The 24,832-nt window shown below is 67.9% G+C and carries 28 protein-coding genes; 20 read left to right on the top strand and 8 right to left on the bottom strand.

The window, feature by feature from the left end:
* Nucleotides 1-19 precede the first annotated feature (19 nt).
* Genes GSI01S_RS12205 through GSI01S_RS12165 form a run of 9 tightly spaced genes read left to right on the top strand, consistent with a single transcriptional unit; the run spans nt 20 to nt 8,852 of the window.
* Nucleotides 20-883, top strand: coding sequence for an MlaE family ABC transporter permease (locus GSI01S_RS12205; protein WP_006896870.1), 864 nt, complete (start codon nt 20-22; stop codon nt 881-883).
* The gene (locus tag GSI01S_RS12200) at nt 880-2,046 is read left to right on the top strand and encodes an MCE family protein (protein ID WP_006896869.1); all 1,167 of its coding nucleotides are present in this window, start codon (nt 880-882) and stop codon (nt 2,044-2,046) included. The genes GSI01S_RS12205 and GSI01S_RS12200 overlap by 4 nt, the downstream gene beginning before the upstream one ends.
* A complete protein-coding gene (locus GSI01S_RS12195) occupies nt 2,043-3,080 on the top strand; it encodes an MCE family protein (RefSeq protein WP_006896868.1) in 1,038 nt (345 codons plus the stop codon). The genes GSI01S_RS12200 and GSI01S_RS12195 overlap by 4 nt, the downstream gene beginning before the upstream one ends.
* A complete protein-coding gene (locus GSI01S_RS12190; protein ID WP_006896867.1) occupies nt 3,077-4,069 on the top strand; it encodes an MCE family protein in 993 nt (330 codons plus the stop codon). Before GSI01S_RS12195 ends, GSI01S_RS12190 begins: the two co-directional genes overlap by 4 nt.
* On the top strand, nt 4,066-5,187 hold the full coding sequence (locus GSI01S_RS12185; protein ID WP_006896866.1) for an MCE family protein: 1,122 nt from the start codon (nt 4,066-4,068) through the stop codon (nt 5,185-5,187). Before GSI01S_RS12190 ends, GSI01S_RS12185 begins: the two co-directional genes overlap by 4 nt.
* Nucleotides 5,187-6,287, top strand: coding sequence for an MCE family protein (locus GSI01S_RS12180; protein WP_006896865.1), 1,101 nt, complete (start codon nt 5,187-5,189; stop codon nt 6,285-6,287). The genes GSI01S_RS12185 and GSI01S_RS12180 overlap by 1 nt, the downstream gene beginning before the upstream one ends.
* Nucleotides 6,284-7,696, top strand: a complete 1,413-nt coding sequence (locus tag GSI01S_RS12175; protein WP_006896864.1) for an MlaD family protein — start codon at nt 6,284-6,286, stop codon at nt 7,694-7,696. Before GSI01S_RS12180 ends, GSI01S_RS12175 begins: the two co-directional genes overlap by 4 nt.
* Nucleotides 7,669-8,244: an Rv1363c family protein gene (locus GSI01S_RS12170; RefSeq protein ID WP_039867627.1), complete on the top strand. Its 576-nt coding sequence runs from the start codon at nt 7,669-7,671 to the stop codon at nt 8,242-8,244. Before GSI01S_RS12175 ends, GSI01S_RS12170 begins: the two co-directional genes overlap by 28 nt.
* Nucleotides 8,241-8,852, top strand: coding sequence for a hypothetical protein (locus GSI01S_RS12165; protein ID WP_006896862.1), 612 nt, complete (start codon nt 8,241-8,243; stop codon nt 8,850-8,852). The genes GSI01S_RS12170 and GSI01S_RS12165 overlap by 4 nt, the downstream gene beginning before the upstream one ends.
* A 28-nt stretch (nt 8,853-8,880) precedes the next feature.
* Here GSI01S_RS12165 and GSI01S_RS12160 read toward each other — a convergent pair whose 3' ends face one another.
* Nucleotides 8,881-9,495: a CHAP domain-containing protein gene (locus GSI01S_RS12160; protein WP_006896861.1), complete on the bottom strand. Its 615-nt coding sequence runs from the start codon at nt 9,493-9,495 to the stop codon at nt 8,881-8,883.
* Between the two features lie 126 nt (nt 9,496-9,621).
* Here GSI01S_RS12160 and GSI01S_RS12155 point away from each other — a divergent pair, with 126 nt between their 5' ends.
* Nucleotides 9,622-9,852 carry a hypothetical protein gene (locus GSI01S_RS12155; RefSeq protein ID WP_006896860.1) on the top strand — a complete coding sequence of 77 codons (231 nt, stop codon included), beginning with the start codon at nt 9,622-9,624 and terminating at the stop codon, nt 9,850-9,852.
* Between the two features lie 146 nt (nt 9,853-9,998).
* Here the strand turns inward: GSI01S_RS12155 and dps are convergent, their stop codons facing one another.
* The 3 genes from dps to GSI01S_RS12140 form a co-directional block, all read right to left on the bottom strand.
* Complete coding sequence (dps, locus tag GSI01S_RS12150) at nt 9,999-10,553, bottom strand: DNA starvation/stationary phase protection protein Dps (protein ID WP_006896859.1); 555 nt, start codon at nt 10,551-10,553, stop codon at nt 9,999-10,001.
* 55 nt (nt 10,554-10,608) lie between these two features.
* Nucleotides 10,609-10,938, bottom strand: a complete 330-nt coding sequence (locus GSI01S_RS12145) for a hypothetical protein (RefSeq protein ID WP_006896858.1) — start codon at nt 10,936-10,938, stop codon at nt 10,609-10,611.
* A 63-nt stretch (nt 10,939-11,001) separates the two neighbouring features.
* Nucleotides 11,002-11,589 carry a type 1 glutamine amidotransferase domain-containing protein gene (locus GSI01S_RS12140; RefSeq protein ID WP_006896857.1) on the bottom strand — a complete coding sequence of 196 codons (588 nt, stop codon included), beginning with the start codon at nt 11,587-11,589 and terminating at the stop codon, nt 11,002-11,004.
* A 136-nt stretch (nt 11,590-11,725) separates the two neighbouring features.
* Between GSI01S_RS12140 and GSI01S_RS12135 the strand changes: the two genes are divergently transcribed.
* Nucleotides 11,726-12,148: a nitroreductase family deazaflavin-dependent oxidoreductase gene (locus GSI01S_RS12135; RefSeq protein ID WP_006896856.1), complete on the top strand. Its 423-nt coding sequence runs from the start codon at nt 11,726-11,728 to the stop codon at nt 12,146-12,148.
* Nucleotides 12,149-12,155: 7 nt separating this feature from the next.
* Here GSI01S_RS12135 and GSI01S_RS12130 read toward each other — a convergent pair whose 3' ends face one another.
* Together GSI01S_RS12130 and GSI01S_RS12125 are read right to left on the bottom strand one after the other, a co-directional pair.
* Nucleotides 12,156-12,470 (bottom strand): AzlD domain-containing protein, encoded by a 315-nt coding sequence (locus GSI01S_RS12130; RefSeq protein ID WP_006896855.1) that lies wholly within the window; start codon nt 12,468-12,470, stop codon nt 12,156-12,158.
* Nucleotides 12,467-13,180, bottom strand: coding sequence for an AzlC family ABC transporter permease (locus GSI01S_RS12125; protein WP_039867626.1), 714 nt, complete (start codon nt 13,178-13,180; stop codon nt 12,467-12,469). The genes GSI01S_RS12130 and GSI01S_RS12125 overlap by 4 nt, the downstream gene beginning before the upstream one ends.
* Nucleotides 13,181-13,198: 18 nt before the next feature.
* Here GSI01S_RS12125 and GSI01S_RS12120 point away from each other — a divergent pair, with 18 nt between their 5' ends.
* Nucleotides 13,199-13,792: a helix-turn-helix domain-containing protein gene (locus GSI01S_RS12120; protein ID WP_006896853.1), complete on the top strand. Its 594-nt coding sequence runs from the start codon at nt 13,199-13,201 to the stop codon at nt 13,790-13,792.
* A gap of 6 nt (nt 13,793-13,798) precedes the next feature.
* On the opposite strand, the gene ligD is transcribed toward GSI01S_RS12120, so the two are convergent.
* The gene (gene ligD, locus GSI01S_RS12115) at nt 13,799-15,763 is read right to left on the bottom strand and encodes a non-homologous end-joining DNA ligase (RefSeq protein WP_006896852.1); all 1,965 of its coding nucleotides are present in this window, start codon (nt 15,761-15,763) and stop codon (nt 13,799-13,801) included.
* Nucleotides 15,764-15,825: 62 nt separating this feature from the next.
* Between ligD and ku the strand changes: the two genes are divergently transcribed.
* The 4 genes from ku (at nt 15,826) to GSI01S_RS12095 (ending at nt 20,151) form a co-directional block, all read left to right on the top strand.
* The gene (gene ku, locus GSI01S_RS12110) at nt 15,826-16,686 is read left to right on the top strand and encodes a non-homologous end joining protein Ku (protein WP_006896851.1); all 861 of its coding nucleotides are present in this window, start codon (nt 15,826-15,828) and stop codon (nt 16,684-16,686) included.
* 119 nt (nt 16,687-16,805) lie between these two features.
* Nucleotides 16,806-18,272: a flavin-containing monooxygenase gene (locus tag GSI01S_RS12105; protein ID WP_006896850.1), complete on the top strand. Its 1,467-nt coding sequence runs from the start codon at nt 16,806-16,808 to the stop codon at nt 18,270-18,272.
* A gap of 50 nt (nt 18,273-18,322) precedes the next feature.
* Nucleotides 18,323-18,799, top strand: a complete 477-nt coding sequence (locus tag GSI01S_RS12100) for a DUF4334 domain-containing protein (RefSeq protein WP_006896849.1) — start codon at nt 18,323-18,325, stop codon at nt 18,797-18,799.
* A 65-nt stretch (nt 18,800-18,864) separates the two neighbouring features.
* On the top strand, nt 18,865-20,151 hold the full coding sequence (locus GSI01S_RS12095) for an alpha-hydroxy-acid oxidizing protein (RefSeq protein ID WP_006896848.1): 1,287 nt from the start codon (nt 18,865-18,867) through the stop codon (nt 20,149-20,151).
* A gap of 18 nt (nt 20,152-20,169) precedes the next feature.
* Here GSI01S_RS12095 and GSI01S_RS12090 read toward each other — a convergent pair whose 3' ends face one another.
* Nucleotides 20,170-21,033, bottom strand: coding sequence for an oxygenase MpaB family protein (locus GSI01S_RS12090; protein ID WP_006896847.1), 864 nt, complete (start codon nt 21,031-21,033; stop codon nt 20,170-20,172).
* 76 nt (nt 21,034-21,109) lie between these two features.
* Here GSI01S_RS12090 and GSI01S_RS12085 point away from each other — a divergent pair, with 76 nt between their 5' ends.
* The 4 genes from GSI01S_RS12085 (at nt 21,110) to GSI01S_RS12070 (ending at nt 24,692) form a co-directional block, all read left to right on the top strand.
* Nucleotides 21,110-21,772, top strand: a complete 663-nt coding sequence (locus GSI01S_RS12085) for a TetR/AcrR family transcriptional regulator (RefSeq protein WP_006896846.1) — start codon at nt 21,110-21,112, stop codon at nt 21,770-21,772.
* A gap of 4 nt (nt 21,773-21,776) precedes the next feature.
* Nucleotides 21,777-22,376 carry a TetR/AcrR family transcriptional regulator gene (locus tag GSI01S_RS12080; protein WP_006896845.1) on the top strand — a complete coding sequence of 200 codons (600 nt, stop codon included), beginning with the start codon at nt 21,777-21,779 and terminating at the stop codon, nt 22,374-22,376.
* Between the two features lie 91 nt (nt 22,377-22,467).
* Nucleotides 22,468-23,676, top strand: coding sequence for an acyl-CoA dehydrogenase family protein (locus GSI01S_RS12075; RefSeq protein ID WP_039867641.1), 1,209 nt, complete (start codon nt 22,468-22,470; stop codon nt 23,674-23,676).
* Nucleotides 23,673-24,692: a phosphotransferase family protein gene (locus GSI01S_RS12070; protein WP_006896843.1), complete on the top strand. Its 1,020-nt coding sequence runs from the start codon at nt 23,673-23,675 to the stop codon at nt 24,690-24,692. The genes GSI01S_RS12075 and GSI01S_RS12070 overlap by 4 nt, the downstream gene beginning before the upstream one ends.
* Nucleotides 24,693-24,832 lie beyond the last annotated feature (140 nt).

The raw sequence follows: 24,832 nt of genomic DNA, 5'->3' as shown, positions 1-24,832 counted from the left end.
ATCGGAGGACCACATCATCATGACGAGTGCACCAACGCGGGAACCCTCTCGCGCACGGTTCGAACGGCTGGCGCCGGGGCGGCTCCTGACGCCCGCCGACCGCTTGGGACGTCAACTGGCGTTCTACGGCGCGTCGTTGCGCGCGGTACCGCGCGCCTTCACCCACTACCGCCGGGAGACGATTCGTCTGCTGGCGGAGGTCTCGCTCGGCGCGGGCGCCCTCGCGGTGATCGGCGGCACCGTCGTCATCATCGGCTTCCTGACCGCGGCCGCGGGCTACGAGGTGGGCCAACAGGGCTCGAGTTCACTCGGACGCGTCGGTGTCGAGGCGATGTCCGGCTTCATCTCGGCCTTCTTCAACACCCGCGAAGCGATCCCGGTGATCGCCGGAGTCGCGTTGACGGCCACGGTCGGCTCGGGTTTCACCGCGCAGCTCGGGGCCATGCGGGTGAGCGAGGAGATCGACGCCCTCGAGGTCATGTCGGTCCAGTCCCTGCCGTACCTGGTCTCGACGCGAATCGCCGCCGGTCTGGTCGCGATCATTCCGCTCTACGCCATCGCACTGTTCACCGGATACGCGGCGACCAAGTTCGTCAGCGTCTTCCTCTCCGATCAGTCGCCCGGCACCTACGACCACTACTTCCAGTTGTTCCTGCAGCCCAGTGACGTGGCGATCTCGCTGCTGAAGGTCATCGTGATGGCGGTGGCGGTGATGGCCGTGCACTGCTACTACGGCTACAACGCGAGCGGCGGACCGGCCGGGGTCGGGGTGGCGGTCGGCCACGCCGTACGGACCTCGCTGATCATCATCATGGTCGTCGACTTCGTCGTCGGCATCGCGCTCTACGGCGGCGTTCACGCGACGGTGCGGGTGTCCGGATGATCGAACACTCCCGCGTCCGCCACCTGCTGTACGCCTTCACCGCGGCGGCCGTCGTCGTCGCTCTCGTCGTCCTCGCGCTGATGTCGTACCGCGGCGACTTCCAGAACACCAAGACCGTCTACCTCAATGCCCCGCGGGCCGGACTCCTGCTGCTCCCCGGATCGGACGTGAAACTCCACGGCGTGGTCGTCGGGCGAGTGTCCGAAGTCACCGTCGCCGACGAGAAGGCGCGGATCCGCATGGAGATCGACTCCGGCGTGACCGGCGAGCTGCCGACCAACGTGCTGGCCGAAATGGAGCCGACGACCCTCTTCGGGCGCAAGTACGTCGCGCTGTCGATCCCGTCCGCTCCGGCTGCCGGCAGGTTGACCGAGGGCTCGACGATCGACACGTCGAAGACTCCGGTCGAGGTCTTCGACACCTTCGACCTGCTGGTCAAGATCCTCAACCGAGTCGATCCGGCCCGAGTGAACGCGACGCTGGCCGCGGTGCAGACGGGTACCGTCGACCGCGGCGGAAAACTCGGCGCCGTCATCGATGATGTGAACCGCTACCTGGCCACGTTCAACGGATCGCTGCCGACCCTGCAGCGCGACCTCCGACTCGGCGCCGACAATCTCGAGACGTTCGCCGCGATGACACCCGACCTGATGACGACGGTGCGGAATCTGACCGTCACCTCGAAGACCGTCGTCGACGAGCAGACCGAGCTGACCGCGTTCCTGCTGAGCTTCACGCGGTTCGGGAACACCGGCGACCGGTTCCTGACCGGTGCGGGGACGCCGCTGGTGAAGGCGGCCGAAGCGCTCGCGCCGCCGACGCAGGTCCTCGGCGATTACGGCCCGATCCTCCCGTGCTTCCTCTCCGGACTCAACCTCGGGCGCAAGTACTTGGAGCGCGCCTTCGGCGGGGCCCGCGCGGGCCTGGACATCGTGGGCACGCTCATCATGGGCGATCCGCCCTACCGTCCGGGAGTCGACGCCCCGCGCACCAACGCCGGTGCCTCGGGCCCCAGTTGTTACGGGTATCCGCGCGGGCCCGGAGCAAAGGCCCCGGGACATGTGGACTTCGACGACGGCAGTCACGCCTACCGCGATGTGAAGACCCCGGAGGACGTCATCGGCAACCCGTTCGCCTCCATGATCTACGGAATGACTCGATGAACGTGACCGGGCCCGCGATCAAGCTGGGCATCTTCCTGCTCGTCAGCGCACTGATCACCGGAGTGCTGTTCGTCATCGTCGGCGACCTCCGGTTCGGTCCGACGAAGTCGTACCGGGCGGTGTTCACCTCAGCCTCCGGACTGCGCACCGGAGACGATGTGAAGCTCGCGGGAGTCGTCGTCGGCAAGGTGACCGATGTGACGGTGGTGCGCGAGGAGAGCACCGGACCGGGCCTCGGCGCCGAGATCGCCATGGACGTCGACTCCGACATCGCCGTCACCGAGGCGACCGACGTGAGCATCAAGTACAAGAACTTGATCGGCGATCGCTATGTGGAGCTGAAGACGCCGTCGACGCCCGTGGCGCCGGAGCGGCCGGAGGGGTCGGTCATCCCGGTGGCGCACACGCGACCGGCCCTGGACATGGACGCCCTGGTCAACGGCTTCAAGCCGCTGCTCACCGGCGTGGACCCGGACCAGACCAATCGCCTCTCGGCGGCCCTGGTGTCGGTCCTCAACGGCCGCACCGACGACATCGGCGAGGTCATCACCCAGCTCGGGCAACTCGGCAAGACCATCGCCGACCGCGACGCGACCATCGGTTCGGTGGTGACCGACCTCAACACCGTGCTCGGCACGGTCGACGAACGGAAGGCCGCGTTCAGCTCGATGATCGGCCAGATGCAGCGACTGGTCTCGGGGCTCGCCGCGGACCGCACGACCATCATGGACGGTCTCACGCACATCGACTCGGCGACCTCGCAGCTCGACAGCCTGCTGTCGCAGGTCCGGCCGGATCTGACCGCGGACATCGCGCACCTGCGCGGGCTGGCGGCGAACCTCAACAAGAACACCACGACGATCAACATGCTCCTGAACAAGCTGCCCGAGGCCTACCGATTGCTCGGCCGGTCCTCCGGCTACGGCAGCTTCGTCAACTTCTTCGTGTGCGGTCTGGCCATCCGGTACCCGACGCTCGACGGCGGGCACCAGGACACTCCGATGATCCAAGTCCCCGCTCAGAGGTGTAAATGATGAGACCTGACGACTCCTCCCGTGCCGTCCGGGCCGGGATCATCGGCACCGCGGCGATCCTGGTGGTCCTCGCGCTGGCCTTCAACTATCGGTCGCTGCCGTTCTGGCCGGGCACCACCACCGTCGTCGCCGAATTCGCCGACGCCAGCGGCCTCAACGTCGACGACGAGGTGCACGTGGCCGGCGTCGCCGCAGGCAGCGTCACGTCGATCTCCCTGGCGGACGACCACGTCGACGTCGGGCTCCGGCTCACACAGGGGTGGCGGGATCTCGGCTCGCAGACGCGTGCCGCGATCAAGGTGGAGACCGCGCTCGGCCGTCGCTACGTGGAACTGACGACCGGCGGGAGCGGTGAACTCGGCGACCGCATCCCGCGTTCGCGCACCACCTCGGGATTCGACCTGACCGATTCGCTGAACCAGCTCACCGAGCAGGTAGGCGACACCGACAAGAAGCAGGTGACCGATGCGGTGCAGAGCCTGAGCCAGGTGCTGAAGGGGCTCCCGGACGATCTCGGCGGTTCGCTGGAGAACGTCGCCGACGCCGCTCGGACCGTCTCGCGCCGCGACGCGGGGATCCGCACCCTGCTGCAGCACACCGATTCGCTCTCGGGCGTCCTCGCCGAGCGGAAGGGAAACCTGACCCGGCTGATCGACGACGGCGATGCGCTCTTCGCGGCACTGAACGACCGCGCCGCAGTCATCCGCCGGGTGCTCGTCAGCCTGCGCGGCGTCGCCGATGAGATCGAGCGGGTCACGGTCGAGAACCGCACTTCGACGCCGCCCATGCTCGAGGAGCTCCGGAAGGTCACCGACACGTTGAACGCGAACTACACCAACCTCGACAAGTCGATCGCCGGCATGCGTCCGTACGTCATGCAGTTCACCGACGTCCTCGGCAGCGGACCGTTCTTCGCCGTACTGCTCGAGAACATCACGCCGGCGAACCTGCGCGGACAGCAGCCGGGCAGCCCGGGAGGCGGACGATGAACGCAGTCAGAAGGCTGGGCGTCCCGGCGCTCATCGTGATCGGCATCGTCGTGACGGCGATGGTGGCTTTGACGGTGTCCGTGGTCTGGGAACGCACCCACACCGCGCGGGCCACACTGCACTTCACCGACGCCACCGGGCTGTTCCCCGGCGATCCGGTCAAGATGCGCGGCGTGGCGATCGGGACGGTCGAATCGGTGGCACCCGCGCCGAGCGATGTGACCGTCGAGGTCTCCTACGACGACTCGGTCTTCGTCTCGGCATCGGCCCGCGCGGCGATCGTCTCGCCGACCCTGGTGTCGGGACGGTACGTCCAGTTCGTCAATCCGGAACCGCTCGATCCGGAGGCCTCGCGCGGGGCCGCGCTGGCCGACGGCGCGGTCGTCGGTCTCACGCGGACCGCGGTGCCGGTCGGGTACGACGAGATCAAGAAGCAGGTGACCGATCTCGCCGCTCAGCTCGGCCCCACCGCGGACGATCAGAAGGGCACGCTCAGCCGGTTCGTGGACACCTCCGCGTCGGTCCTCGGCGACAACGGACAGTCGCTCCGGCATGCGGTCGATGCGCTCTCGGATGCGGCGAGCACCCTCGCGGCCGGCGGTCCGGACCTGTTCGGCACGGTGCGGAACCTGCAGAAGGTGGTGACCGCGCTGCGCGCCTCCGACGATCAGATCGTGTCCTTCTCGGCACAGCTCAACGACGCGTCGGCACTGCTGGACGACAATCGAACCCAGCTCGACGCCGCGGTCGGTGCGCTCAACGGCATGGTTCCGGATCTGCGCGAGTACCTGTCGGAGAACCGCGACGCGCTGAGCTCCGACGTCAAGGAGCTGACCCGGGTCTCGCGGTTGCTCGTCGACCGCGAGGACGATCTGGCCCAGATCCTCCACACGGCGCCGACTGCCCTGTCGAATCTCTACAACATCTACGACCCGGACTCGAACTCGCTGACCGCCGGGCTGGCGATCGCGGACTTCCCGGACCCCGTCTCGCTGATCTGTGCGCTGCTGACCACGGTCGACGCACCCAAGAAGGAGTGCCAGAAGGTGAACACCACACTGACTCGCGTCCTCACCTCTGAGCTCGCGCGCGCGTCGACCCAGACGGGAGGCCGGTGATGAGGCGCACCCGGATCACGGCAGTGCTGGCCGCACTCCTGGCGGTGGTGTCGACGGCACTCACCGGCTGCCGGTTCGACGGCGCGAACTCGCTGTCCCTGCCCGGTGACGCGATCACCGGCGACCCGTACCGCGTCACGGTGCACCTGGCCGATGTGCAGAACCTCGTGTCGAACTCGCTGGTGAAGTACGACAACGTGACGGTCGGACAGATCGGATCGATCTCGGTGGTCCGATCGGTCGCCGCCGTGGAGGTCGATCTGTCCGAAGGCGTCGAGATCCCTTCGAACGCCACGGTGAAGCTGGCCCAGACCTCGGTTCTCGGTGCCCAGTACCTCGAATTCGTTCGCCCGGAGCGGCCGGCCGCGGGCCACCTGCTGCCCGGCGACACGATCGACGTGAACTCGTCGTCGGCCTACCCGTCAACCGAGTCGGTGCTCGCGGCGCTGTCTCTCGTCCTCAACGGGAGCGGACTCGAACAACTCAGGTCGATCATGACCGAACTCAACACCGCTACCGACGGCCGGACGGCCACGGCGAACGAGGCGATCGGCCGACTCAAGACGCTCGTGACCCGGCTCAACGAGCAGCGTGACGACATCGGTCGGGCGATCGACGCGCTCGGTCGGCTCAGCGGTTCGCTCGCCGATCAGAACTCGACGATCGCCGCGGGAATCGACGGACTCGAGCCGGCGCTCACCGTCCTCGCCGACCAGCGGGAGAACCTCACGACGATGCTGGGCCGCGTCGGAACCTTCGGTGAGAAGGTGTCCTCGGTGCTCTCCCGGAGCCATGACGATCTGACCGCGATCGTCTCCGAACTGCGGCCCGCCCTGAACGGACTCGAGCAGTCCGGCGACGACCTGGTCGGTTCGCTGCTCGTCGGTCTGACGATTCCCTTTCCGGTCACCACGATCGACAAGGGAATGAAGGGCGACTTCCAGAATCTGTTCCTCACGCTCGACCTGTCGGTCGGCGCCATCCGGGACAAGGTGATCGGCAGCCTGCCGAAGATCGATGTGGAGAAGATGATGCTGTCCCGACAGGCGGCCGACCCGCTGCGTGCGCCGTTCGCGGCGCCGAAGGGAGGCCGGCGATGAGACTCACGCGCCTGGTCAAATGGCAGCTGATCGTGTTCGCTCTGCTCACCGTGGTGAGCGTGGTCTACGGAGCGATCACCTACATCGGCATCGGGCGGGTCACCGGTCTCGGCACCTATCGGGTGGTCGCCGAGTTCGGTGCCGCGGGCGGGGTGTACGAGAGCGGACTGGTCACCTATCGCGGCGTCACCGTGGGACGAGTCGACAGCGTCGACCTGGATCTGGCGAACCCGTCGGCTCCGGTGCGGGTCACCTTGCGCATCGACTCCGACCGCAAGGTCCCGCGCGACAGTTCCGCGCACATCAGGAGTCAGTCGGCGGTCGGCGAGCAGTACGTCGACCTCATTCCGCGCTCCGCAGACGGTCCGTCGCTCGAGGACGGCGACGTCCTGCCGGCCGCCGGCAATGTGACGCCGACCCCGACCAAGGACGTGCTGGGCCGGACGATGAATCTGGTGGCGGCGCTGTCACCGCAGAATCTGGAGACCACGATCGACGCGGTCTCCGACGGCTTCGGGCAGTCCGGGGACCGGCTGGCCCGCCTGATCGACTCGTCGCAGCAACTGCTGCGGCTCGCCCAGATCGACCTCGTGCCGACGACCACGCTGATCGGCGACGCGGATCCGCTGCTGCGCACCGGCAACAAGGTGGCCGCCGACCTGCGGTCGTCGGTGGCCGACCTGGCCTCGTTCACCGACCAGCTCGCCATGAGCGACGGCCGGATCCGGACCCTGCTCGAAGACGCCCCCGCAGCCGCCGACGAGGTGTCGACCACCCTGGGCGAACTCACGCCGACGCTGCCGACCCTGCTCGCGAACCTGCAGACGGTGGGACAGGTGCTGCGGGTCAATGTGCCGGGCCTGCGCCACATCCTGACCGTGTACCCGGCGTTCACGTCGGGAACGCTGTACTCGGTCAAGGACTTCGCGCTGGGGGAGAGCCCGCAGGCACCGCTCGACGTGAAGCTGGGCAACACGCTGAACCCGCCGCCGTGCACGGAGGGCTACGGCCGCACGCAGCGCCGCGATCCGTCGGATATGCGCGAGGTCCCGGTGGTCCCGGACCAGTACTGCGACGTCCTCGCCGCCAACCCCAAGGTGGCGCGCGGCGCCCGGAACGTGCCGTGTGCGACCGACCTCTCGGTGCGGACCGCACTCGTCGCCGACTGTCCGCGCGGGCTGCCCTCGACGTGGCCCGAGATGCTCGCGCGGCCGCATTCGGCGAGCGCAGGCGACCCGCCGAGCCCGCGCCGGCGCACGTCCGCGGCGGCGAGCAGGCCGATTCCCTACTCGGAGAAGACGGGCGGATTCCGAGGACCCGACGGGGTGACCTACTTCGTCGGCACGCCCACCAGCACAGCATCCGGAAAGGGGAACGCGACATGGCAGTCGTTGCTGATCAAGTGGTAGACGCCGACCACGAGGAGGATGACGGGCAGTCCGATGGCGGGCAGCCGGCGCCCGGGGCTCAGTCGCGGCGTTCGGCGGTGGTCGTGGTGTGGTCGCTGGTGATCGCCGCCGCGGTCGTGCTGACGATGCTGGGAGTCAAGGGCGTCGATCTGTACCACGCGAGACGGGACCAGAGCCGCGATGCCCAGGTCCTCGATGTGACACGCGAGGTGGTCGCGGGGTTGGTGAGTCTGGACTACAAGCGGTCCAAGGCCGATCTGGACCGGATCTCAGCGGTGGCGACCGGCTCGTTCCAGAAGCAGTTCGGCCAGCTGGCCACGTCCTTCGAACAGGTGCTGGCGTCCGGCGAGGTCCGCTCCACGGGCGCGGTGAAGGAGGCCGGGATCGTCGAAGCCGACGACGACTCGGCGAAGGTCCTGGCGGCGGTCAGCTCGGTGGTGAAGAACACCGAGGCGCCCGACGGGCAGCAACGCGTCTACCGGATGCTGGTGGACCTCGAACGGCAGGGCGACGACTGGAAAGTCGGGAATGTGGAGTTCGTGTCATGACGACGACTGAAGCGGCGACCGAAGCGGCGACCGAGCCGGCCGGTCGGGAACCGGACGTCGCCGAGACGGGTACGCGCCGACGACTGCTGCACCGCGTGCTGTTGTGGCCCGCGGGCCTGACGGTGCGCATGCGCCGGATCGTCGTCGGCGTCCTGGCCGCGGTGACGATCGCCGGCACCGGGACGCTCGGCTACGTGTGGTGGGCCGCGGCGAGTGCCGACGCCGACGTCGCGGCCGGCCAGTCGGCGCTCGCGTCGGCCCGTCGCGACGTCCCGCAACTGCTCAGCTACGACTACCGCACGATCGATCAGGCGTTTCCCGAGGCGGCCAAGACCCTGCTGACCGGCAAGTTCCTCACCGAGTACACCGAGTTGGGCGCCTCGGTCATCCAGCCGGCGGCCAAACGCGATGACATCGTCACCAAGGCCGAGGTCGTCGAAGCATCGGTGGTGTCCGCGAAGGCCGATGCGGTGACCGTCCTGCTCTTCGTCAATCAGACCACCACCAGCAAGGGGATGGAGGGTCCGCGCCTGGACGGCAGCCGCGTCCGGGTGGACCTGACGAAGGACGGCGACTCCTGGAAGATCTCCGAGTTCGTCCCGGTCTGATCGTCGAGGCGCGTGGTCGATGACACCGTCACTCGGCCGCGCGCTTCGACGGCAGGACGCCGTAGCCGACCAGTCCGACGTATCCGCCGATCCGGAATCGGTTCACCTTCACGTGTCCGCCCCACTCATTGCCTCCGACGGTGGTGACCTCCCCGTCGGAGTAGTCGAGCACGATGTTGGTGTGCTGACGGAAGAAGCTCTTCGTGGAGTAGAGCATCACGTCGCCCAGAACGGGACGGTAACCCGAGTCTGCGGCGCGGAAACGTCCCTGCGACTGGAAGTACTCGGTCAGGGTGTACACCCCCGGGATCCGCCAGTGCCCGGAGAACGGATTCTCGAAGGGCACGCCCGACTCGCGCATCACCCAGCTGACGAAGTCGGCGCACCACTCCTCGTCGACCCCTTCGGAGTACTTGGTGCCCGGCGGCTGGGCGTCGAACTCCGCGCGGGTGACGGTGACGATGCGCTTCTGCGTGGGGCCGAGAGCAGTGGTGTCCAGGTCCGGATAGGCGCGGTCGCGGTTGTTCCACCAGGTCCGGACGAAACCCACTGCGCCTTCGTGGACGGCCACGGCGGTCGCGCCGCCCAGGAGCACGACGACGACTGCGAGCCAGATTGTGAGCCTTCGGCGGCGGGGTGACATTCGGCCAGCGTATCCGCCGCCCGGGCCCATGTTTCGGGGCCTCGGCGATCGGGAACCCGATCGATGTCCGGAACGGAGTTCGCTTCCGGACGGACGAATACCGACTATGTGAAGGGAGGACGCGGCATGTCTGCAAGCACCGAGTCCGGGGAAGTGACCGGAACACGCGACAAGACGTACAACTTGATCTGGTACGTGGAGAAGTGCCTGTCGAACGCGCTTCGGATGGACACTTTCATCGCCGACGCCGAGCGCGACGGCGACCACGAGACGGTGGAGTTGTTCACGAAGGCGCAGAGCGACAGCCTCAAGGGCGCAGAGATGGGCAAGAAGTTGCTGCGCGCGAGGCTCGTCTGAGGTCACTGGACGCGTTTCGCCAGATCGCAGTCCGGCTTCCGGAACCAGCGAGATGAACCAGCGAAATCGGCGGCGCTGCCCGAGCAGCGCCGCCGATTCATGTGCCTCTGTCTCGTTTCTACCGAGCTGCTGAGCGAGCGACCTCCTCAGCGAGCTGCGTCGGCGGCGCCGAGTTCGGTATGCGACCCCGCGTGTGCCAGTTCGCCGGAACGGTCTTCCAGATGGGCGCGCAGGAACCACTGGAACTGCTCGAGTTCGCGCGTCTGGCCGATGAGGACGTCCTCGGTGATCGGATCGATCATCCCCGCCTCGGCGATGGCGTCGCGATGGGACTTGACGACCCCGGTGTAGACGAGGTCGAGGGCCGCGAGATGCGCCTGGACGGTGTCGCGGCCGAGATCGTAATCGTCCCAGTCGCGATTCTTCGTGATACCCGCCGATGTCCCGCTCGGCGAGCCGCCCAGCGTCGCGATGCGTTCAGCGAGCACGTCGGCGAATCCGCGGACCGTGGCGGTCTGCGGGTCGAGCATCTCGTGGACTCCGATGAAGTTGGGGCCCACCACGTTCCAGTGAACATGCTTGAGCGTGAGATGCAGATCGATCAGGGAACTGAGCCGGTGCTGCAGGATCGAGATCAGTGCATCGGACTCGGTGTGCGAGAGACCGCCGATCTCCGGCTGATGGGTGTTGATGAGTGACATGGTGCCTCCTCGTCTGTCGGGTCGGCCGTCGCACGGGCGGGTGATCGCTCGGCGATCATGCCCTCCTGCGGCGGCCGCGTGGATGATGCAGGTGCTCGTACTCGTCGGCCTCCTCGGCCGTCGTCTCCGGGATGAGCGGGTCGTGCTGGGGACGGTCGAGCGCGCGATGGGACCGCAACCTCACCCGCGACCAACCGAGGCATCCGACCGCGGCCACAGCGCAGACCACCGTCGCCACGATCCACGGTGCGAGCGCGTCGTCGGCCGCCGCGGTGGTCAAGGTCACGGCGATCAGCACCAGGGCGATCAGGAGCAGCCCGTAGCCGATCAGCCCGAGCGCCTTCAGTGGACGAACGGTCGCGGCGCTCAGATGGTCTCCGGTCATGGGCGGGCCTCCTCCCGGCGTGGATTCGCTGCGTCTCATGTGAACCTCCTTGAACGAAAGGCATCAGGGCCGGCCCGTGGCCGCGACCGAGAACCGGTGCAGCAGAGCCTCGTCGAAGGCGGGCAGATCGTCCGGCGCCCGGCTGGTGATCAACGGACCCGGGCCCGAGTCGCACACCACCACCGGCCCGTCCTCCCACGTGGCGCCCGCGTTGCGCACGTCGGTTCGGAGGCTGGGCCAGGCGGTGAGCCGGCGACCCCCGATCAGACCCGTCTCGATGAGCAGCCACGGCGCGTGGCAGATCGCGGCGACGGGGCGGCCCGACTCCAGGAACCGCGCCGCGAACTCGACAGCGCCGGGAACGGTCCGCAGATAATCCGGATTCGCGACACCGCCGGGAAGCACCAGCGCATCGAAATCCGTGGAGTCGAGATTCTCGACCACCTCGTCGACCGGGTATGAGGCGGCGCGGTCCAGGTGGCGGAAAGTCTGTACCGTTCCGCCGACGGTCGACACGAGAGTCGGAGTGCCACCGGCCTCGCGCACGGCCTGCCACGGGTCGGTGAGTTCGCGCTCCTCGGCGCCCTCCGGCGCGACCAGGAACGCGACGGCCCGTCCGCTCAGGTCGGGGTCGTGATGGTGCACTGTCATGGCGAACTCCCTCCAGCTGTGCTGCGGCGGACATGCAGTGCCGGGATACCCCGTCCATGCGGCTCTCAAACGTCGAGTCGGTCGAACCTGCCGATGTCGACGCCCTGCCGCGGGCGATCGCCCTACCATCGGGACCATGAGTGATTCCCCCGAACTGAGCCCCACCGACTGGGTGCGCGATCAGACCGAGAAGATCCTGGCCGCGGGCACGACCGACGTCGCGGACATCAACGGCATGAGAGTGGTGCTGTTCACCACGCTCGGCGCCAAGTCCGGCAAGCAGCGGTATGTCCCGCTCATGCGGGTCGAGGAGAACGGCAAGTACGCGATGGTGGCGTCCAAGGGCGGCGCGCCGTCGAACCCGTCCTGGTACTACAACGTGAAGGCACACCCCGAGGTCACCGTGCAGGACGGCACGGAGGTCTTCCACCTCACTGCGCGCGAGGTCTCCGGCGAGGAGCGCGAGCACTGGTGGAAGCTGGCGGTCGAGGCATTCCCGCCGTACGGCGAGTACCAGCAGAACACCGACCGTCAGATTCCGGTTTTCGTCCTGGAGTGACCCGCCGTCACAGCACCAGTCGCAGTGCCGCGGTGGTCGCTGCCGCGACGACGATCACGACGGCCAGCGGCGCGCGCAGCAGGGCCGCCACCGCACCGGCTGCGACTCCGATCGGACGGGCGGGATCGCTCAATTCGGTGCCGGCGAACAGGGCGCCGGTGAGACCGACGGCGATCAACAGGATCATCGTCGACCGTTCCAGCAGGGTCTCCACCGCCGGTGAGACGGTGATCCGGCTGCGCAGCCGCACGCCGGCGACCCGGATCAGATAGGTCCCTCCGGCGAGGATCGCGACGCCGCAGGCGAACTCCCAGCCGGTCACGACGGCACGCTCTCCGGCTCGCGACTCCGGTCAACGCGCGGGCGGCCGGTCACCATCAGCCCGAGCGGAATTCCGAACAACGCCAGCACAATCGGCAGTCCGGCGGCCACGAAGCCCGCCGTCGCCAGCGCGATGGTCCCGCCGAACAGGGCCGCCCAACGCGTCTCCCGGTCGCGCAGTGCGGGAAGCGCCAGGGCGATGAGCAGAGCGGGGAAGGCGGCGTCCAGCCCGAGCGTCTCGGGCGAGGCGATCACCTGCCCGACCATCGCACCGGTGAGCGCGCCGAGTGGCCATGCGATGACGACCGCGGTTCCGCAGATCACGAAGGCCGACCGTGCGGCCGTCACATCGCGGTGACCGGCCGAGTAGACGGCGGTCTCGTCGTTCACCATGTGGGCTGCGGCGTATGCCGATCGGTCGTCCCGGAGGAATCGGCCGGCGGAGAGCCCGTACGAGAAATTGCGCAGGTTCACCAGCAGGCCGGCCAGTGCGCCGACCACGGGCAGCCCGCCGCCGGCCACCACCGACACGAAGACGAACTCGGACGATCCGGCGAGTACGACGCAGGCCATCAGCAGGACCTGCCACCATGCCATGCCGATCCCGTGTGCGGCGGCGCCGTACGAGACGCCGACGATCCAGAGGGAGAACGCGATGGCGATGATCTCGCGGGGCGCGCGCCGCACGAGTGTTCTCCATGATGAACGCATGTCCACTATGATGAACCTATGGAAGAGGTTCGTCAAAATGAACGTTCGTCCGCTCTGTCGAACGATGTGAGTCCGCAGAAACTCGTCGCGGCGGCACTGAAGAGAGAGCGGGCGCGGGCGGGCATCTCCTTGGCCGAACTCGCGCGCCGTGCCGGAATCGGGAAGTCGACTCTGTCACAGCTGGAGTCCGGGGAGGGAAACCCCAGCGTGGAGACGCTGTGGGCACTCAGCGTCGCACTCGGAATCCAGTTCTCGGCGTTGGTCGACGCGCCTCGTCCGACCGTCGAAGTGATCCGGCTGGGCGAGGGTGCGACGATCTCCGCCGGCGAGGCCGATCACTACAGCGCCACCCTGCTGTCAGCGGCGCGGCACGGCACGCGCCGCGACGCCTATCTGATCCGCGCCGAGCCCGGCCGTCCCCGAGTCTCCGAACCGCACGCCAGAGGAGTCGTCGAACACGTCGTGCTCTGCTCGGGCCGGGCGTCGGTGGGGCCGACGGAGGCGCCCGTGGAACTGTCGCCCGGCGACTACGTGAACTATCCCGGCGACATCGAGCACATCTTCGACGCTCTCGAGGAGGGGACGATCGCGGTTCTGCTCAGCGAGTCCTGAGAGCGCTCACAGGTCGCCCGGCAGCTTGTCACGGCGGATTCCGCGCCAACTCGGATGGCGCAGGTGCCCCGTTGACGTCCAGTCCATGAACTGCACGTCCGCGACGATCTTCGGCAGCACCCACGTCGCGCTGCCCGCGACGGGCTTGTCGATGTCGTCGATGAACGGGCACATGCTGATCCGCAGGGGCCGGAGTTCTTCGAGCAGTGCGTCGAGTTCGGCGTCGCTGAAACCGGTGCCCACCCGGCCGAGGTAGCGCAGGCCGCGCTCGGCGGGCAGGCCGACCAGCAGTGATCCGATCTTCGACTCGGAGCCGCGACCGGGCCGATAGCCGCCGATCACCACTTCGATGTCGTTCCAGTTCTTCTGTTTGCGCCAGTCGGGGCTGCGGCGTCCGCTCGCGTAGGACGAAGCCCGCCGTTTCGCGATGACCCCTTCCCACCCCCGGTCCCGTGCGGTGCGGATCGCGGTCTCCGCCGGCCCGGGAAGCAGCGGCGGCACATCGATCAGCGGTTCGCCGTCGAAGTAGTCGAGGGACTCCAGGATCTCGCGCCGCACCTCCCACGGCTGCTCCCACACTCGGACGCCGTCCAGGTACAGGACGTCGAAGAGGTGCACCCGGAGCTCGTGCGGCTCGGCTCTGCGCCTCCGCGATGCGAGCAGCGAGAAGTCGGTGAGCCCGGCGTCGTTGATCGCGACGATCTCACCGTCGAGCACGGCGTCGACCGGTCGGCCGCCGGAGACCAGGAGGTCACCGAACACGGACAGTTCCGGGAAGTCGCCGGTGAGGTCGTTGCCCGACCTCGAGATCAACCGGACCCGGCCGCCCACCACCCTGATCAGTGCCCGGAAACCGTCCCACTTGCCCTCGTACGCCCAGTCGTCGGTCAGGGACTCGATCGGGTCGTCGGTGGCGAGCATCGGGCGGAGTCCGACGAGACCGGGCAGCGGATCGTCGACCTCGCTGTCGCGGGCGGGCGCACTCTCTCGCGGAGGCGGCGCGACGCTCTCCCTCCGAGAGCGTGAGGACCGTTTCTTCCGATACTCGCCGAGGTCGACGACCGCGTCGCCGGGAACGGTGGTCGTCTGGACCGGCGGGCTCGCCTCCGACAGTCCGGCGAGCAGATCGCCGTCGTTCTCGTAGCGGTCGAGGACCTCGGTGCAGAGCAGATGGGCGAGTCCGGACTCGGACAGTTCGTCCCACGACCGCGGCGCCGCGACCCACGGCCGCTCGCGTCCACGCAGCGAGTACGGCGCGAGTGTCGTCTTGGCGGCGGTGTTCTGGCTCCAGTCGATGAAGACCCGGCGCTCGCGCTCGGCTTTCGCCATGGTCGCGGTGACGGTGCGGGGGTGCGCCTGCGCCAGGGCGGTCGCGATCTGGCGGGCCACGGTGCGCGCCGATTCGGACCGCACGGGCGATGCGAGGCGCCCGTAGACGTGAATCCCCTTGGAACCGCTGGTGACCGGGAACGACTCGAGACCGGCGTCGGTCAGCATGGCGCGGATGTCGAGGGCCACGGCGGCGCAGTCGTCCAGTGTCACGCCGGGCCCGGGATCGAGGTCGAGCACGATGCGGTCGGTGCGGCGCTCCTCGTCGTCGGACAGGTCGATGCGCCACTGCGGCACGTGGAGCTCCAGCGCGGCCACCTGGGCCAGCCACACCAGATCGGCAGCCGACCGGACCACCGGGTACACCGTCCGGCGCTCGGAGTGCTCGATCGTGAAGCGGGCCACCCAGTCGGGTGCGCCTGCGGGGAGGGTCTTCTCGAAGAACGGCGCCGACTCGACTCCGCCCGGCCAGCGTTTGCGGGTCACCGGGCGCGAGGCCATGTGCGGCACCATCGCGTCAGCGATCCGGATGTAGTAGTCGACGACGTCGAACTTGCGGGTCCCGGTCTCCGGATACAACACCTTCTCGAGGTTGGTCAGCACAATCCTGCGCCCGTCCACGTCGAGATGCGATCGCGTCATAGGAGACCATTGTCCACGCGCACACCTGCCTCTCGGCTCTCTTTCCTGGCACAATGACGGACATGCGCTCGATCTGGAGAGGTGATCTGAGCTTTGGTCTGGTGAACGTGCCGGTCAAGGTGTACTCCGCCACGGAGAGCCACGACCGCAGTTCGCATCAGGTCGATTCCGCCGACGGGGCCCGGATCCGGTATCGGCGGGTGCGCGAGGGCACCGATACCGAGGTCGAGTTCTCCAAGATCGCCAACGCCTACGAGTCCGAGAGCGGCGAGCAGGTGGTGCTGACCAAGGAAGACCTCGCGACCCTGCCGGTCAACAAGAGCCCGGAGATCTCGATCCTCGAGTTCGTGCCGATCGACCAGGTGGACCCGATCTACTTCGACAAGCCGTACTACCTGGAGCCGGCGTCCAAGTCGCCGAAGGCGTATGTGCTGCTCGCGAAGGCGCTGGAGACCACCGAGCGTCTCGCCATTGCGAATTTCACGCTCCGGAACCGGACACGGCTGGCAGCGCTGCGGGTCATCGACGGCGTGATGACCCTGCAGACGCTGCTGTGGCCGGACGAGGTCCGGGTACCGGACTTCGACTTCCTGAACGCCGACGTCGAGATCCGCGATCAGGAACTGGACATGGCGTCGTCGCTCATCGAGACGATGGCCTCGGACTTCGACCCCAGCCAGTTCGAGGACACCTATCAGGTGGAGCTCGGAAAGCTCATCGAGGCGCGAGCCGACGGTGGCCAGGCATTCTCGGAGACCGAAGAGGAAGCGCCCGACGACGACTCGGAGGTCGCGGACCTTCTCGCGGCGCTGCGGGCGTCGGTCAAGAGCCGCGGCCGGGAGGTCGAGGACGAGAAACCGCCCGCGAAGAAGGCGGCGAAGAAGGCTCCGGCCAAGAAGGCCGCCAAGAAGAAGTCGGCCTGAAAACTTTGGCTCCCGGAACGGTCTCTCAGGCCGTTCCGGGAGCCGAAATCTCTGCGGGACACCGATCTGTACAGTGATGCACATCATAGATGTCGCTCGGGTGATGGAGGATGGCGGAAATGGCTGATGCGCAGCGTGGCGGGTCGACTGACCAGCCGCTCGACGTGCTGATCGTCGGAGCGGGACTGTCCGGAATCGATGCCGCCTACCGGCTCCGGGATCGGAATCCGGGGCTGGACTACCGGATCGTGGAGCGTCGGTCGCGGATCGGCGGCACCTGGGATCTGTTCCGGTACCCGGGCGTGCGTTCGGACTCCGACATCTTCACCCTCAGCTTTCCCTGGAACCCGTGGCGAGGCTCGCGGACGATCGCCGAAGGCGACCAGATCCGCGACTACCTCGAGCAGACCGCCCGCGACTTCGGCATCTACGACCACATCACCTTCGACGTCGACGTGACCGGCGCCGACTTCGACACCTCGACCGACCTGTGGACCGTGGACGCGCTGATCGGCGGGGTGCCGCAGACGATCGTCACCCGCTTCCTCTACATGTGCACCGGTTACTACAAGTACGACGCCCCGTATCGGCCCGACTTCCCCGGCGAGGAGACGTTCACCGGGACCTTCGTGCATCCGCAGTTCTGGCCCGAGGATCTGGACTACGCGGGCAAGAAGGTGGTCGTCATCGGTTCCGGAGCCACCGCGGTCACGCTCATTCCGGCGATGGCGCCGACCGCAGGCAGCGTGACCATGCTGCAACGCTCGCCGACCTACATGTTCCCGTACCCGTGGGAGGACGGGATGACGAAGCTGCTGCAGCGGGTGCTGACGCCGCAGCTCGCGCACGATGTGATCCGGTGGCGGAACGCCTTCATCACCCTCGGCCTGTACCTGTTCTGCCGGAGCTTCCCCAAGCTCTCGCGGCGGCTCATGCGGCGGATCGCGAAGTCGATGCTGCCCAAGGGATTCGACGTCGACACTCATTTCCGGCCCAAGTACGAGCCGTGGGACCAGCGACTGTGTGTGATCCCCGACGGCGATCTGTACCGCGCCGTCAAGGCCGGCGACGCCGACGTCGTCACCGACACCATCAAGCAGATCACTCCCACCGGCATCGACCTCGACTCGGGCCGTCATCTGGAGGCCGACATCATCGTCACCGCGACCGGCCTGGACCTGGTGACCTTCGGCGGCGCCTCACTGTCGGTGGACGGCGAGCACTTCGAGGCGGGCGACAAGTACGCCTACCGCGGATACATGCTGAACGACGTTCCCAACCTCGCGTGGTCGGTCGGGTACACCAACGCCTCGTGGACGCTGCGGGTGGACCTCACCAGTCAGGCGGTCGCCGAACTGCTGGCGTACATGCGCCGGCACGGGTACACCCGCGCGGTGCCGTCCCTGCACGGCGCGAAGCCTCAGACGCACCCGTTGCTCGAACTCGACTCGGGCTATGTGCGGCGCGCCGGGGCCCGACTGCCGAAGGCGGGCGACCGTGCACCCTGGCAGGTGCGCCACAACCTGGTTCTGGACGCGATCGACGCGCGCAAGTACGACGTGACCGAGGAGATGACCTTCGCCTGAACGACGGTCGACGGGTTCCGTAGCAGGAGTTTGAGACGTACAGTGCAGTCATGTCTCAGCTGACGCGCGACGAAGCCGTCGCCGATTTCTTCCGTCGTGCCGAATCTCAGGAGGTGAGCGACCCGGCCGACCTCGACCGGATCTGGGCCGCTCTTCCGGTGGTGCAGGTGGACGAGCTGATCGGCTCGTGGCGGGGTGGGGAACTGCCCTCGGGGCACCCGATGGACGGCCGGTTGGCCGCGGTGAGGTGGCACGGGAAGACCTTCCACTCGTGGCACGACGTGAAGCCGATGGTGTGCGTGGCCGACGACGGCTCGCTGTACTCCGACACCGAGATCGGCAAGGGCGAGGCGAGCGCGTGGATGGTCGGTTTCCGAGGCGAGTCGACGGCCTCGATGGTCTACGACGGTCAGCCGGTCATCGACCATTTCAAGCGCGTCGACGAGCGGACGCTGATGGGGATCATGAACGGGAAGACGTCGCTGGTCCGCGACCGGCACTTCTACTTCTTCCTCGTCCGGGGGTGACGCCGCACAGCCGCCGATCCGGCCTGCCCGGTGTGCGGGAGCCGTCTGTGGGGAACAATGGCCGCATGGTTTCGATCGGCTTCGGCAGGGCTCGGCAGAACGACATCTACACCGCGGGGGTACACGGGCGGAAACCCACGGTCCCAGCGGATTTCGCGGAACTGGAGCGTCGCGCCAAGGCCGTGATGAGCCGGCGCGGCTGGGCGTACATCGCCGGAGGTGCGGGCGAGGGCCGAACGATGGAGGCCAACCGGGACGCGCTCGACCGCTGGGCGATCGTGCCGCGCACGCTGCGCGACACCTCGCAGCGCAACCTCGAGATCGAACTCTTCGGGCAGAAGCTCAGCGCACCGGTCCTGTTCTCCCCGGTCGGCGCGGGCGCCCTCGCCCACCCGAACGCCGACGTGCACATCGGCGAGGCCGCCGCTGAACTCGGTGTCCCGTACATCTTCTCCAATCAGGGCTGCGCGCCGATGGAAGACGTCGCGGCAGCGATGGAATCGGTGCGACCCGGCGCGCCGCGGTGGTTTCAGCTGTACTGGTCGACCGACGACCGCCTGGTCACCAGCCTGATCGACCGCGCCGAGCGGATGGGCGCCGCGGCTCTGGTCGTCACCCTCGACACCACGATGCTCGGATGGCGGCCCCAGGACCTCAACCTCGGTTCGCTGCCCTTCGCCCGCGCCGAGGGCATCAGCCAGTACACCTCGGATCCGTCGTTCTGGGAGATCGTCGCCGAGCGGATCAAGGCTGCCACCGCGGAGAAGCCGGAGATCTCGGTGGGCGCTATCAAGACCCTGTTCTCGATCGCCCGCAACGTACCCGGCGACCTCCGCACCAACCTGACCGCACCCGAACCGCGCGCGGCGGTGCAGACCTTCCTCGACATCTACTCCCGCCCGTCACTGAACTGGGACGACATCGCGACCCTGCGCGACCGCACCTCGCTGCCGATCGTCCTCAAGGGGATCCTTCATCCGGACGACGCTCGCCAGGCGGTCGACTCCGGAATCGACGGCCTCATCGTCTCCAATCACGGCGGTCGGCAGGTCGACGGCTCCATCTCCTCGACCGACGCGCTGGTGGACGTGGTCGACGCCGTCGACGGCCGCGCGAAGGTCCTCGTCGACTCCGGCTTCTACACCGGGTCGGACGTGTTCAAGGGGCTGGCGCTGGGAGCGGACGCGGTGTGCATCGGGCGGCCGCACATGTACGGACTCGCACTCGACGGCACGGCCGGAGCCCGCGACGCGGTGGCGAACATCATCGGCGAACTCGATCTGACGCTGGGACTGTCGGGCCACCGGGACGTCGCCGACCTGGACCGCAGCGCTCTCAAGCACCTCGGCTGACGCGGACCGGCCGGCGGGTCAGACCAGCGGCCGGCCGGTCCGCATCCGCCACCGGACGTCGGCGAGCAGCAGGTTGAACGGGAAGGCGGTCAGCGGGCGGGGCAGGATCCGGAGGACGCGCCGGGCGATCGCGTTGTGGGTGTTGAAGAGCAGTTCCTGCCGTCGCGACATCCGCACGCCCATCTTCTTGCGGAACTCGGGCGGCAGGAAGCCGAGGGTCATGGCCTCCGACCACCAGCCCGCCATCAGCGAAACCGGACGCGGAAGAAACTCCATCCGCACAATCTTCAACAGGTAGTCGCGGATGGTGTCGTCGATCTCGATGCCCTCGACCGTCTCGTTCCAGTAGGCCTCGAAGTCGGCTCGGGTGGCGGGCCACATCTCCGGCGGCATCTGCAGGGTGGTTCCCATCACCGCGCCCTGGCGGTAGGCGTCCTCGGTGATCTTCGACGGATCGCCGAAGAATCGCTGGGTGTCCTCCCACCCGCGATACAGACATGCCGCCACCCACAGCTGCAATTCGGGATCGAAGGCGTTGTACTTCACCGGGCTGTCGTCGGTGGAGCGCACCTGGACGTGCGCCTTGTTCACCGCCTGCCGGTACCGACGGCGGTCGTCCGCGGTGCCCATCGCCGCGACGGCGAGGTAGGTGAGTGTGGTCCGGGTTCGCTTCACCGGGACCTTGAAGAGGTTGCCCGACTCCACCTTGCTCTCGTAGACGCCGTATCCGACCGCGGGGACGGCCAACTGCATGATGACGTTCGCCGGGCCCGCGAGCAGAGCCAGGCCGAGCATGTCGAGGTCGTCGACGGTCTGCGCATCGAGTTCACTCCGCTTCGAATGACGTTCCGCGACTGAAGGATCGAGTGCTTCCGCGGTCATGTTCGCCTCCCGGGCGGATGAACTGATAACGACTGTTTCCCCTTTGATTCAACGCCCGCGTGGCCGAGGTGTCAAGATGTGTGTCGTGACTGAATCCGACGACGCTCCGGGAGGGCTGCGCGATTACGGCGGCGAATCCGGCGACGCCCGGGTGGCCCGCCGTCGTGCCGCCCTCATCGACGCCGCACTCCACATGCTCTCCGAGTCCGAGCCGGGAGCCGTCACCGTCCGCGGCATCTGTGCCCGCGCGTCGCTCACGCCGCGCTACTTCTACGAGAGCTTCGAGAACGCGGACACGCTGGTCGGCGCCGCGTTCGACATGATCATCGAGCAGATCGCCGACCGCGCACTGGCCGGTTTCAATGCCGGCTCGAGTGCGCGGGGGAAGGTCGTCGGTGCCGTCGAGGCGATCGTCGACGTCATCGAGGGCGACCCGCGGAAGGGGAGGGTGATCTTCTCCGACACCCTGCGCAGTCCGGTGCTGGTGCGCAAACGCCTCGAGATGCTGAAGATCTTCACCGAACTCACCTTCCAGAGTGCGCCCGCGGTCGCGAACGTCAGCGGAGGTCAGCAGACTCTCGCCGCGGCGCATTTCCAGGTGGGCGGCCTCGGCCGGCTGCTCGCGTCGTGGACGGAGGGGCTGATCGATCTCGACCGCCCGGCGCTCGTCGACATCTGCGTCCGGATGCTGCTTCCCGAGAGTCGCGCCGCGGATGCGTCTGGGGCCCGGCTAAGTTGAGTGCATGACGAACTGGCGTGACTACGGCGAGCCCGACCTTCCGGCGCCGTTGGCCGCGGCGCTCGACGCGTTCGTCGAGCACGGCTATCACGGCACCTCGGTCCGCGACATCGCCGCGCGTGCGGGGTTGTCGGTCCCGGGGCTCTACCACCACTATCCGTCCAAGCAGTCGCTGCTCCAGGGGCTGCTCGAATTGACGATGTCCGACCTCCTTCGCCGGTCGGAGGAGGCGCTGGCCGCCGCGGGCGACGATCCGCTGGCGCGCTTCGACGCCGTGGTGGAGTCGCTCCTGCGATTCCACATGTACCGGCGTGAGCAGGCGTTCGTCGGATCCACCGAGCTTCGCAGTCTCGATCCCGAGTACCACCGCGTCTACATCGGTCACCGGATCCGGCAGCAGCGGATGGTCGACGAGGTGGTCGAGGACGGCGTGGTGTCCGGCGCGTTCACGACGGATGCGCCGAAGGGTGCGGCCCGGGCGGTCGCGACGATGTGCGTCGGTGTCTCCACGTGGTATCGAGTCGACGGGCCGATGAGCGCCGACGAGTTGATCGCTCAGAACCTGGTGTTCGCCCGGTCGATCGTCGGACATGTGGCGGGCTGAGGGGCGATCGCCGAATGCTTGACGTCGTGCGGGGCCGCATGACAACCTAGCCCTGACCGAACGTTCGCTCGGTATGAACACGGAGGCTCAGATGGCTGTCGATCTCGCATACAGCGCGCAGGTGCGCGACCTCGTCGAACGGACCTCGGCGTTCATCGCCGAGGAAGTTCTCCCCATCGAGAACCGTTTCGCGGGCGACGTCGCCGCGGCCGGCGGCGACGACCTGCGCCGGGAACTGAACGCGAAAGCCAAGGCCGCGGGCGTCTTCGCGCCGCACGCGCCGGTGGAGTTCGGCGGACTGGGCCTCAACATGAGCGACCGCGCACCGGTGTTCGAGGCCGCGGGAGCTTCGACGTTCGGGCCCGTCGCACTGCACATCGGTGCACCGGATGAGGGCAACGTGCACATGCTCGCGCACATCGCCACGTCGGAACAGAAGGACAAGTACCTGGCGCCGCTCGCCACCGGCGAGGTGCGCAGCGCGTTCGCGATGACCGAACCCGCCCCCGGCGCAGGCTCCGACCCGAACGCCCTGTCGACGACGGCGGAGAGGGTCGCCGGCGGATGGAAGATCAAAGGCCGCAAGCAGTTCATCACTGGAGCCGACGGTGCCGGATTCTTCATCATCATGGCCCGCACCGTCGGGCAACGGGGCGACCGCGGTGGTGCGACCATGTTCCTCGCACCCGCGCACACCGCGGGCATCGAGGTGGAGCGGCACATCCACACCACTGACAAGTCGATGATCGGCGGGCACTGCGTGGTCGGTTTCACCGATGTCTTCGTACCCGACGAGGACGTCCTCGGCGCCCCGCACGAGGGTTACCGGTACGCGCAGGTGCGGCTCGGCCCGGCGCGCATGACTCACGTGATGCGCTGGATGGGCACCGCGGTGCGCGCGCACCGGATCGCCGTCGACTACGTCGAGCAGCGCGAAGGCTTCGGCGGGCGACTCGCCGACCTCGGCATGATTCAGCAGATGATCGCCGATAACGAGATCGACCTCGCCGCGGCGCGGGCGCTGCTGGTCCGGGCCTGCTACGAACTCGATCTCGACGAGCACGCCTCTGACTCGACGTCGATCGCGAAGACCTTCGGTGCGGAGGCGTTCTCGCGCGTCGCCGACCGGGCCGTGCAGATGTGCGGAGGCCTCGGAGTCTCAGAAGACCTTCCGCTGGCGCGTCTCGCCGCGGAGCTACGACCGTTCCGGATCTACGACGGCCCCAGCGAAGTCCACCGGTGGGCCATCGCGAGGCGGGCGGTCGGACGCGCACGCAGGGCTCGTGAGGCGACGAGGTGACGGCGGATCATCCCGGTCTGGGCGCTGAGAGCCTGCGAAAGCTGTTGGCGGCGAACGGTATCGATGTCGTGGGTGAGTTGCGGATCGACTTGATCGGCGGTGGACGGTCGAACCTGACCTTCGACGTCCGCGACGACGGCAGTCACTGGGTTGTTCGACGGCCCCCGATGGGCGGGCTCACACCGTCGGCGCACGACATGAATCGTGAATGGAACGTGACCTCGGCGCTGGCGGCGACCGATGTGCCGGTGCCGCGGACCGTCGCGATCGACCGTGACGGCGAGTACATCGGTGCTCCGTGCACCGTCGTAGAGTTCGTCGACGGCGCCGTGATCCGCTCGGTGGACGACCTCGCGACACTCTCCGACGCCGAGGTGACCGCGAGCGCCGACGCACTGGTGCGGACACTCGCGGCTCTGCATTCCGTCGACTACGAAGCAGTGGGCCTGGGCGATTTCGGCAGGCCGGACGGATTCGCCGGCCGGCAGGTCAAGCTGTGGGCTCGTCAATGGGCGCTGGTCAAGACGCGTGAGCTCGACGACGTGGAGCGCCTGGCGACGGCGCTCTCCGAGCGGGTGCCGGCGCGGACCCGGAACTCGATCGTCCACGGCGACTTCCGGATCGACAACACCATCCTGGCTCCCGGTGACCCGGGCACCGTCGCCGCGGTCGTCGACTGGGAACTGTCCGCGCTCGGCGATCCGATCACCGACATCGCGCTGATGTGCGTGTACCGCGAGCCGGTGTTCTCGTCGGTTCTCGGATTCGATGCGGCGTGGACGAGTGACCGGTACCCCGATGCGGACGGACTGGCCGAGCGCTACGTCGCCGCGACCGGTGCCGACCTGGGCGACTGGGCCTTCTACCTCGCCCTGGCGAATCTGAAACTCGGCGTCATCGCGGAGGGGATCACGCACCGAGCGCTCTCCGGAGGCTCGTCCGGATCGGCGGGCGCCGAACGCGCCGCCGAAGCCACCGCCGAGTTCATCGCCGCGGGTCTGCGCGCGCTGAGGTAGAGGTCGGCCCTGCCTGCCGGTTGAGCCGTCCGGAACGTAGTGGGGGTGTCGGGTGGTTTCGACTCGCTGCGCTCGCTCAACCAGCCTTTGGGGGGCTGCTCGAAGAGCCTGCGGGGGCCTCGCTCGACGAGCCTGGGAGC

Origin of the sequence: Gordonia sihwensis NBRC 108236, assembly GCF_000333035.1 — a bacterium.
GTDB classification, from domain to species: domain Bacteria; phylum Actinomycetota; class Actinomycetes; order Mycobacteriales; family Mycobacteriaceae; genus Gordonia; species Gordonia sihwensis.
The sequence above is the reverse complement of the archived record's forward strand: the minus strand, read 5'-3'. Positions and strand labels throughout refer to the sequence as shown.

Coding starts and splice junctions, on each gene's coding strand:
- GSI01S_RS12205 (WP_006896870.1), top strand. CDS start 20: ATGACGAGTGCACCAACGCGGGAACCCTCTCGCGCACGGTTCGAACGG.
- GSI01S_RS12200 (WP_006896869.1), top strand. CDS start 880: ATGATCGAACACTCCCGCGTCCGCCACCTGCTGTACGCCTTCACCGCG.
- GSI01S_RS12195 (WP_006896868.1), top strand. CDS start 2,043: ATGAACGTGACCGGGCCCGCGATCAAGCTGGGCATCTTCCTGCTCGTC.
- GSI01S_RS12190 (WP_006896867.1), top strand. CDS start 3,077: ATGATGAGACCTGACGACTCCTCCCGTGCCGTCCGGGCCGGGATCATC.
- GSI01S_RS12185 (WP_006896866.1), top strand. CDS start 4,066: ATGAACGCAGTCAGAAGGCTGGGCGTCCCGGCGCTCATCGTGATCGGC.
- GSI01S_RS12180 (WP_006896865.1), top strand. CDS start 5,187: ATGAGGCGCACCCGGATCACGGCAGTGCTGGCCGCACTCCTGGCGGTG.
- GSI01S_RS12175 (WP_006896864.1), top strand. CDS start 6,284: ATGAGACTCACGCGCCTGGTCAAATGGCAGCTGATCGTGTTCGCTCTG.
- GSI01S_RS12170 (WP_039867627.1), top strand. CDS start 7,669: ATGGCAGTCGTTGCTGATCAAGTGGTAGACGCCGACCACGAGGAGGAT.
- GSI01S_RS12165 (WP_006896862.1), top strand. CDS start 8,241: ATGACGACGACTGAAGCGGCGACCGAAGCGGCGACCGAGCCGGCCGGT.
- GSI01S_RS12160 (WP_006896861.1), bottom strand. CDS start 9,495: ATGTCACCCCGCCGCCGAAGGCTCACAATCTGGCTCGCAGTCGTCGTC.
- GSI01S_RS12155 (WP_006896860.1), top strand. CDS start 9,622: ATGTCTGCAAGCACCGAGTCCGGGGAAGTGACCGGAACACGCGACAAG.
- dps (WP_006896859.1), bottom strand. CDS start 10,553: ATGTCACTCATCAACACCCATCAGCCGGAGATCGGCGGTCTCTCGCAC.
- GSI01S_RS12145 (WP_006896858.1), bottom strand. CDS start 10,938: ATGACCGGAGACCATCTGAGCGCCGCGACCGTTCGTCCACTGAAGGCG.
- GSI01S_RS12140 (WP_006896857.1), bottom strand. CDS start 11,589: ATGACAGTGCACCATCACGACCCCGACCTGAGCGGACGGGCCGTCGCG.
- GSI01S_RS12135 (WP_006896856.1), top strand. CDS start 11,726: ATGAGTGATTCCCCCGAACTGAGCCCCACCGACTGGGTGCGCGATCAG.
- GSI01S_RS12125 (WP_039867626.1), bottom strand. CDS start 13,180: ATGCGTTCATCATGGAGAACACTCGTGCGGCGCGCGCCCCGCGAGATC.
- GSI01S_RS12120 (WP_006896853.1), top strand. CDS start 13,199: ATGGAAGAGGTTCGTCAAAATGAACGTTCGTCCGCTCTGTCGAACGAT.
- ligD (WP_006896852.1), bottom strand. CDS start 15,763: ATGACGCGATCGCATCTCGACGTGGACGGGCGCAGGATTGTGCTGACC.
- ku (WP_006896851.1), top strand. CDS start 15,826: ATGCGCTCGATCTGGAGAGGTGATCTGAGCTTTGGTCTGGTGAACGTG.
- GSI01S_RS12105 (WP_006896850.1), top strand. CDS start 16,806: ATGGCTGATGCGCAGCGTGGCGGGTCGACTGACCAGCCGCTCGACGTG.
- GSI01S_RS12100 (WP_006896849.1), top strand. CDS start 18,323: ATGTCTCAGCTGACGCGCGACGAAGCCGTCGCCGATTTCTTCCGTCGT.
- GSI01S_RS12095 (WP_006896848.1), top strand. CDS start 18,865: ATGGTTTCGATCGGCTTCGGCAGGGCTCGGCAGAACGACATCTACACC.
- GSI01S_RS12090 (WP_006896847.1), bottom strand. CDS start 21,033: ATGACCGCGGAAGCACTCGATCCTTCAGTCGCGGAACGTCATTCGAAG.
- GSI01S_RS12085 (WP_006896846.1), top strand. CDS start 21,110: ATGTGTGTCGTGACTGAATCCGACGACGCTCCGGGAGGGCTGCGCGAT.
- GSI01S_RS12080 (WP_006896845.1), top strand. CDS start 21,777: ATGACGAACTGGCGTGACTACGGCGAGCCCGACCTTCCGGCGCCGTTG.
- GSI01S_RS12075 (WP_039867641.1), top strand. CDS start 22,468: ATGGCTGTCGATCTCGCATACAGCGCGCAGGTGCGCGACCTCGTCGAA.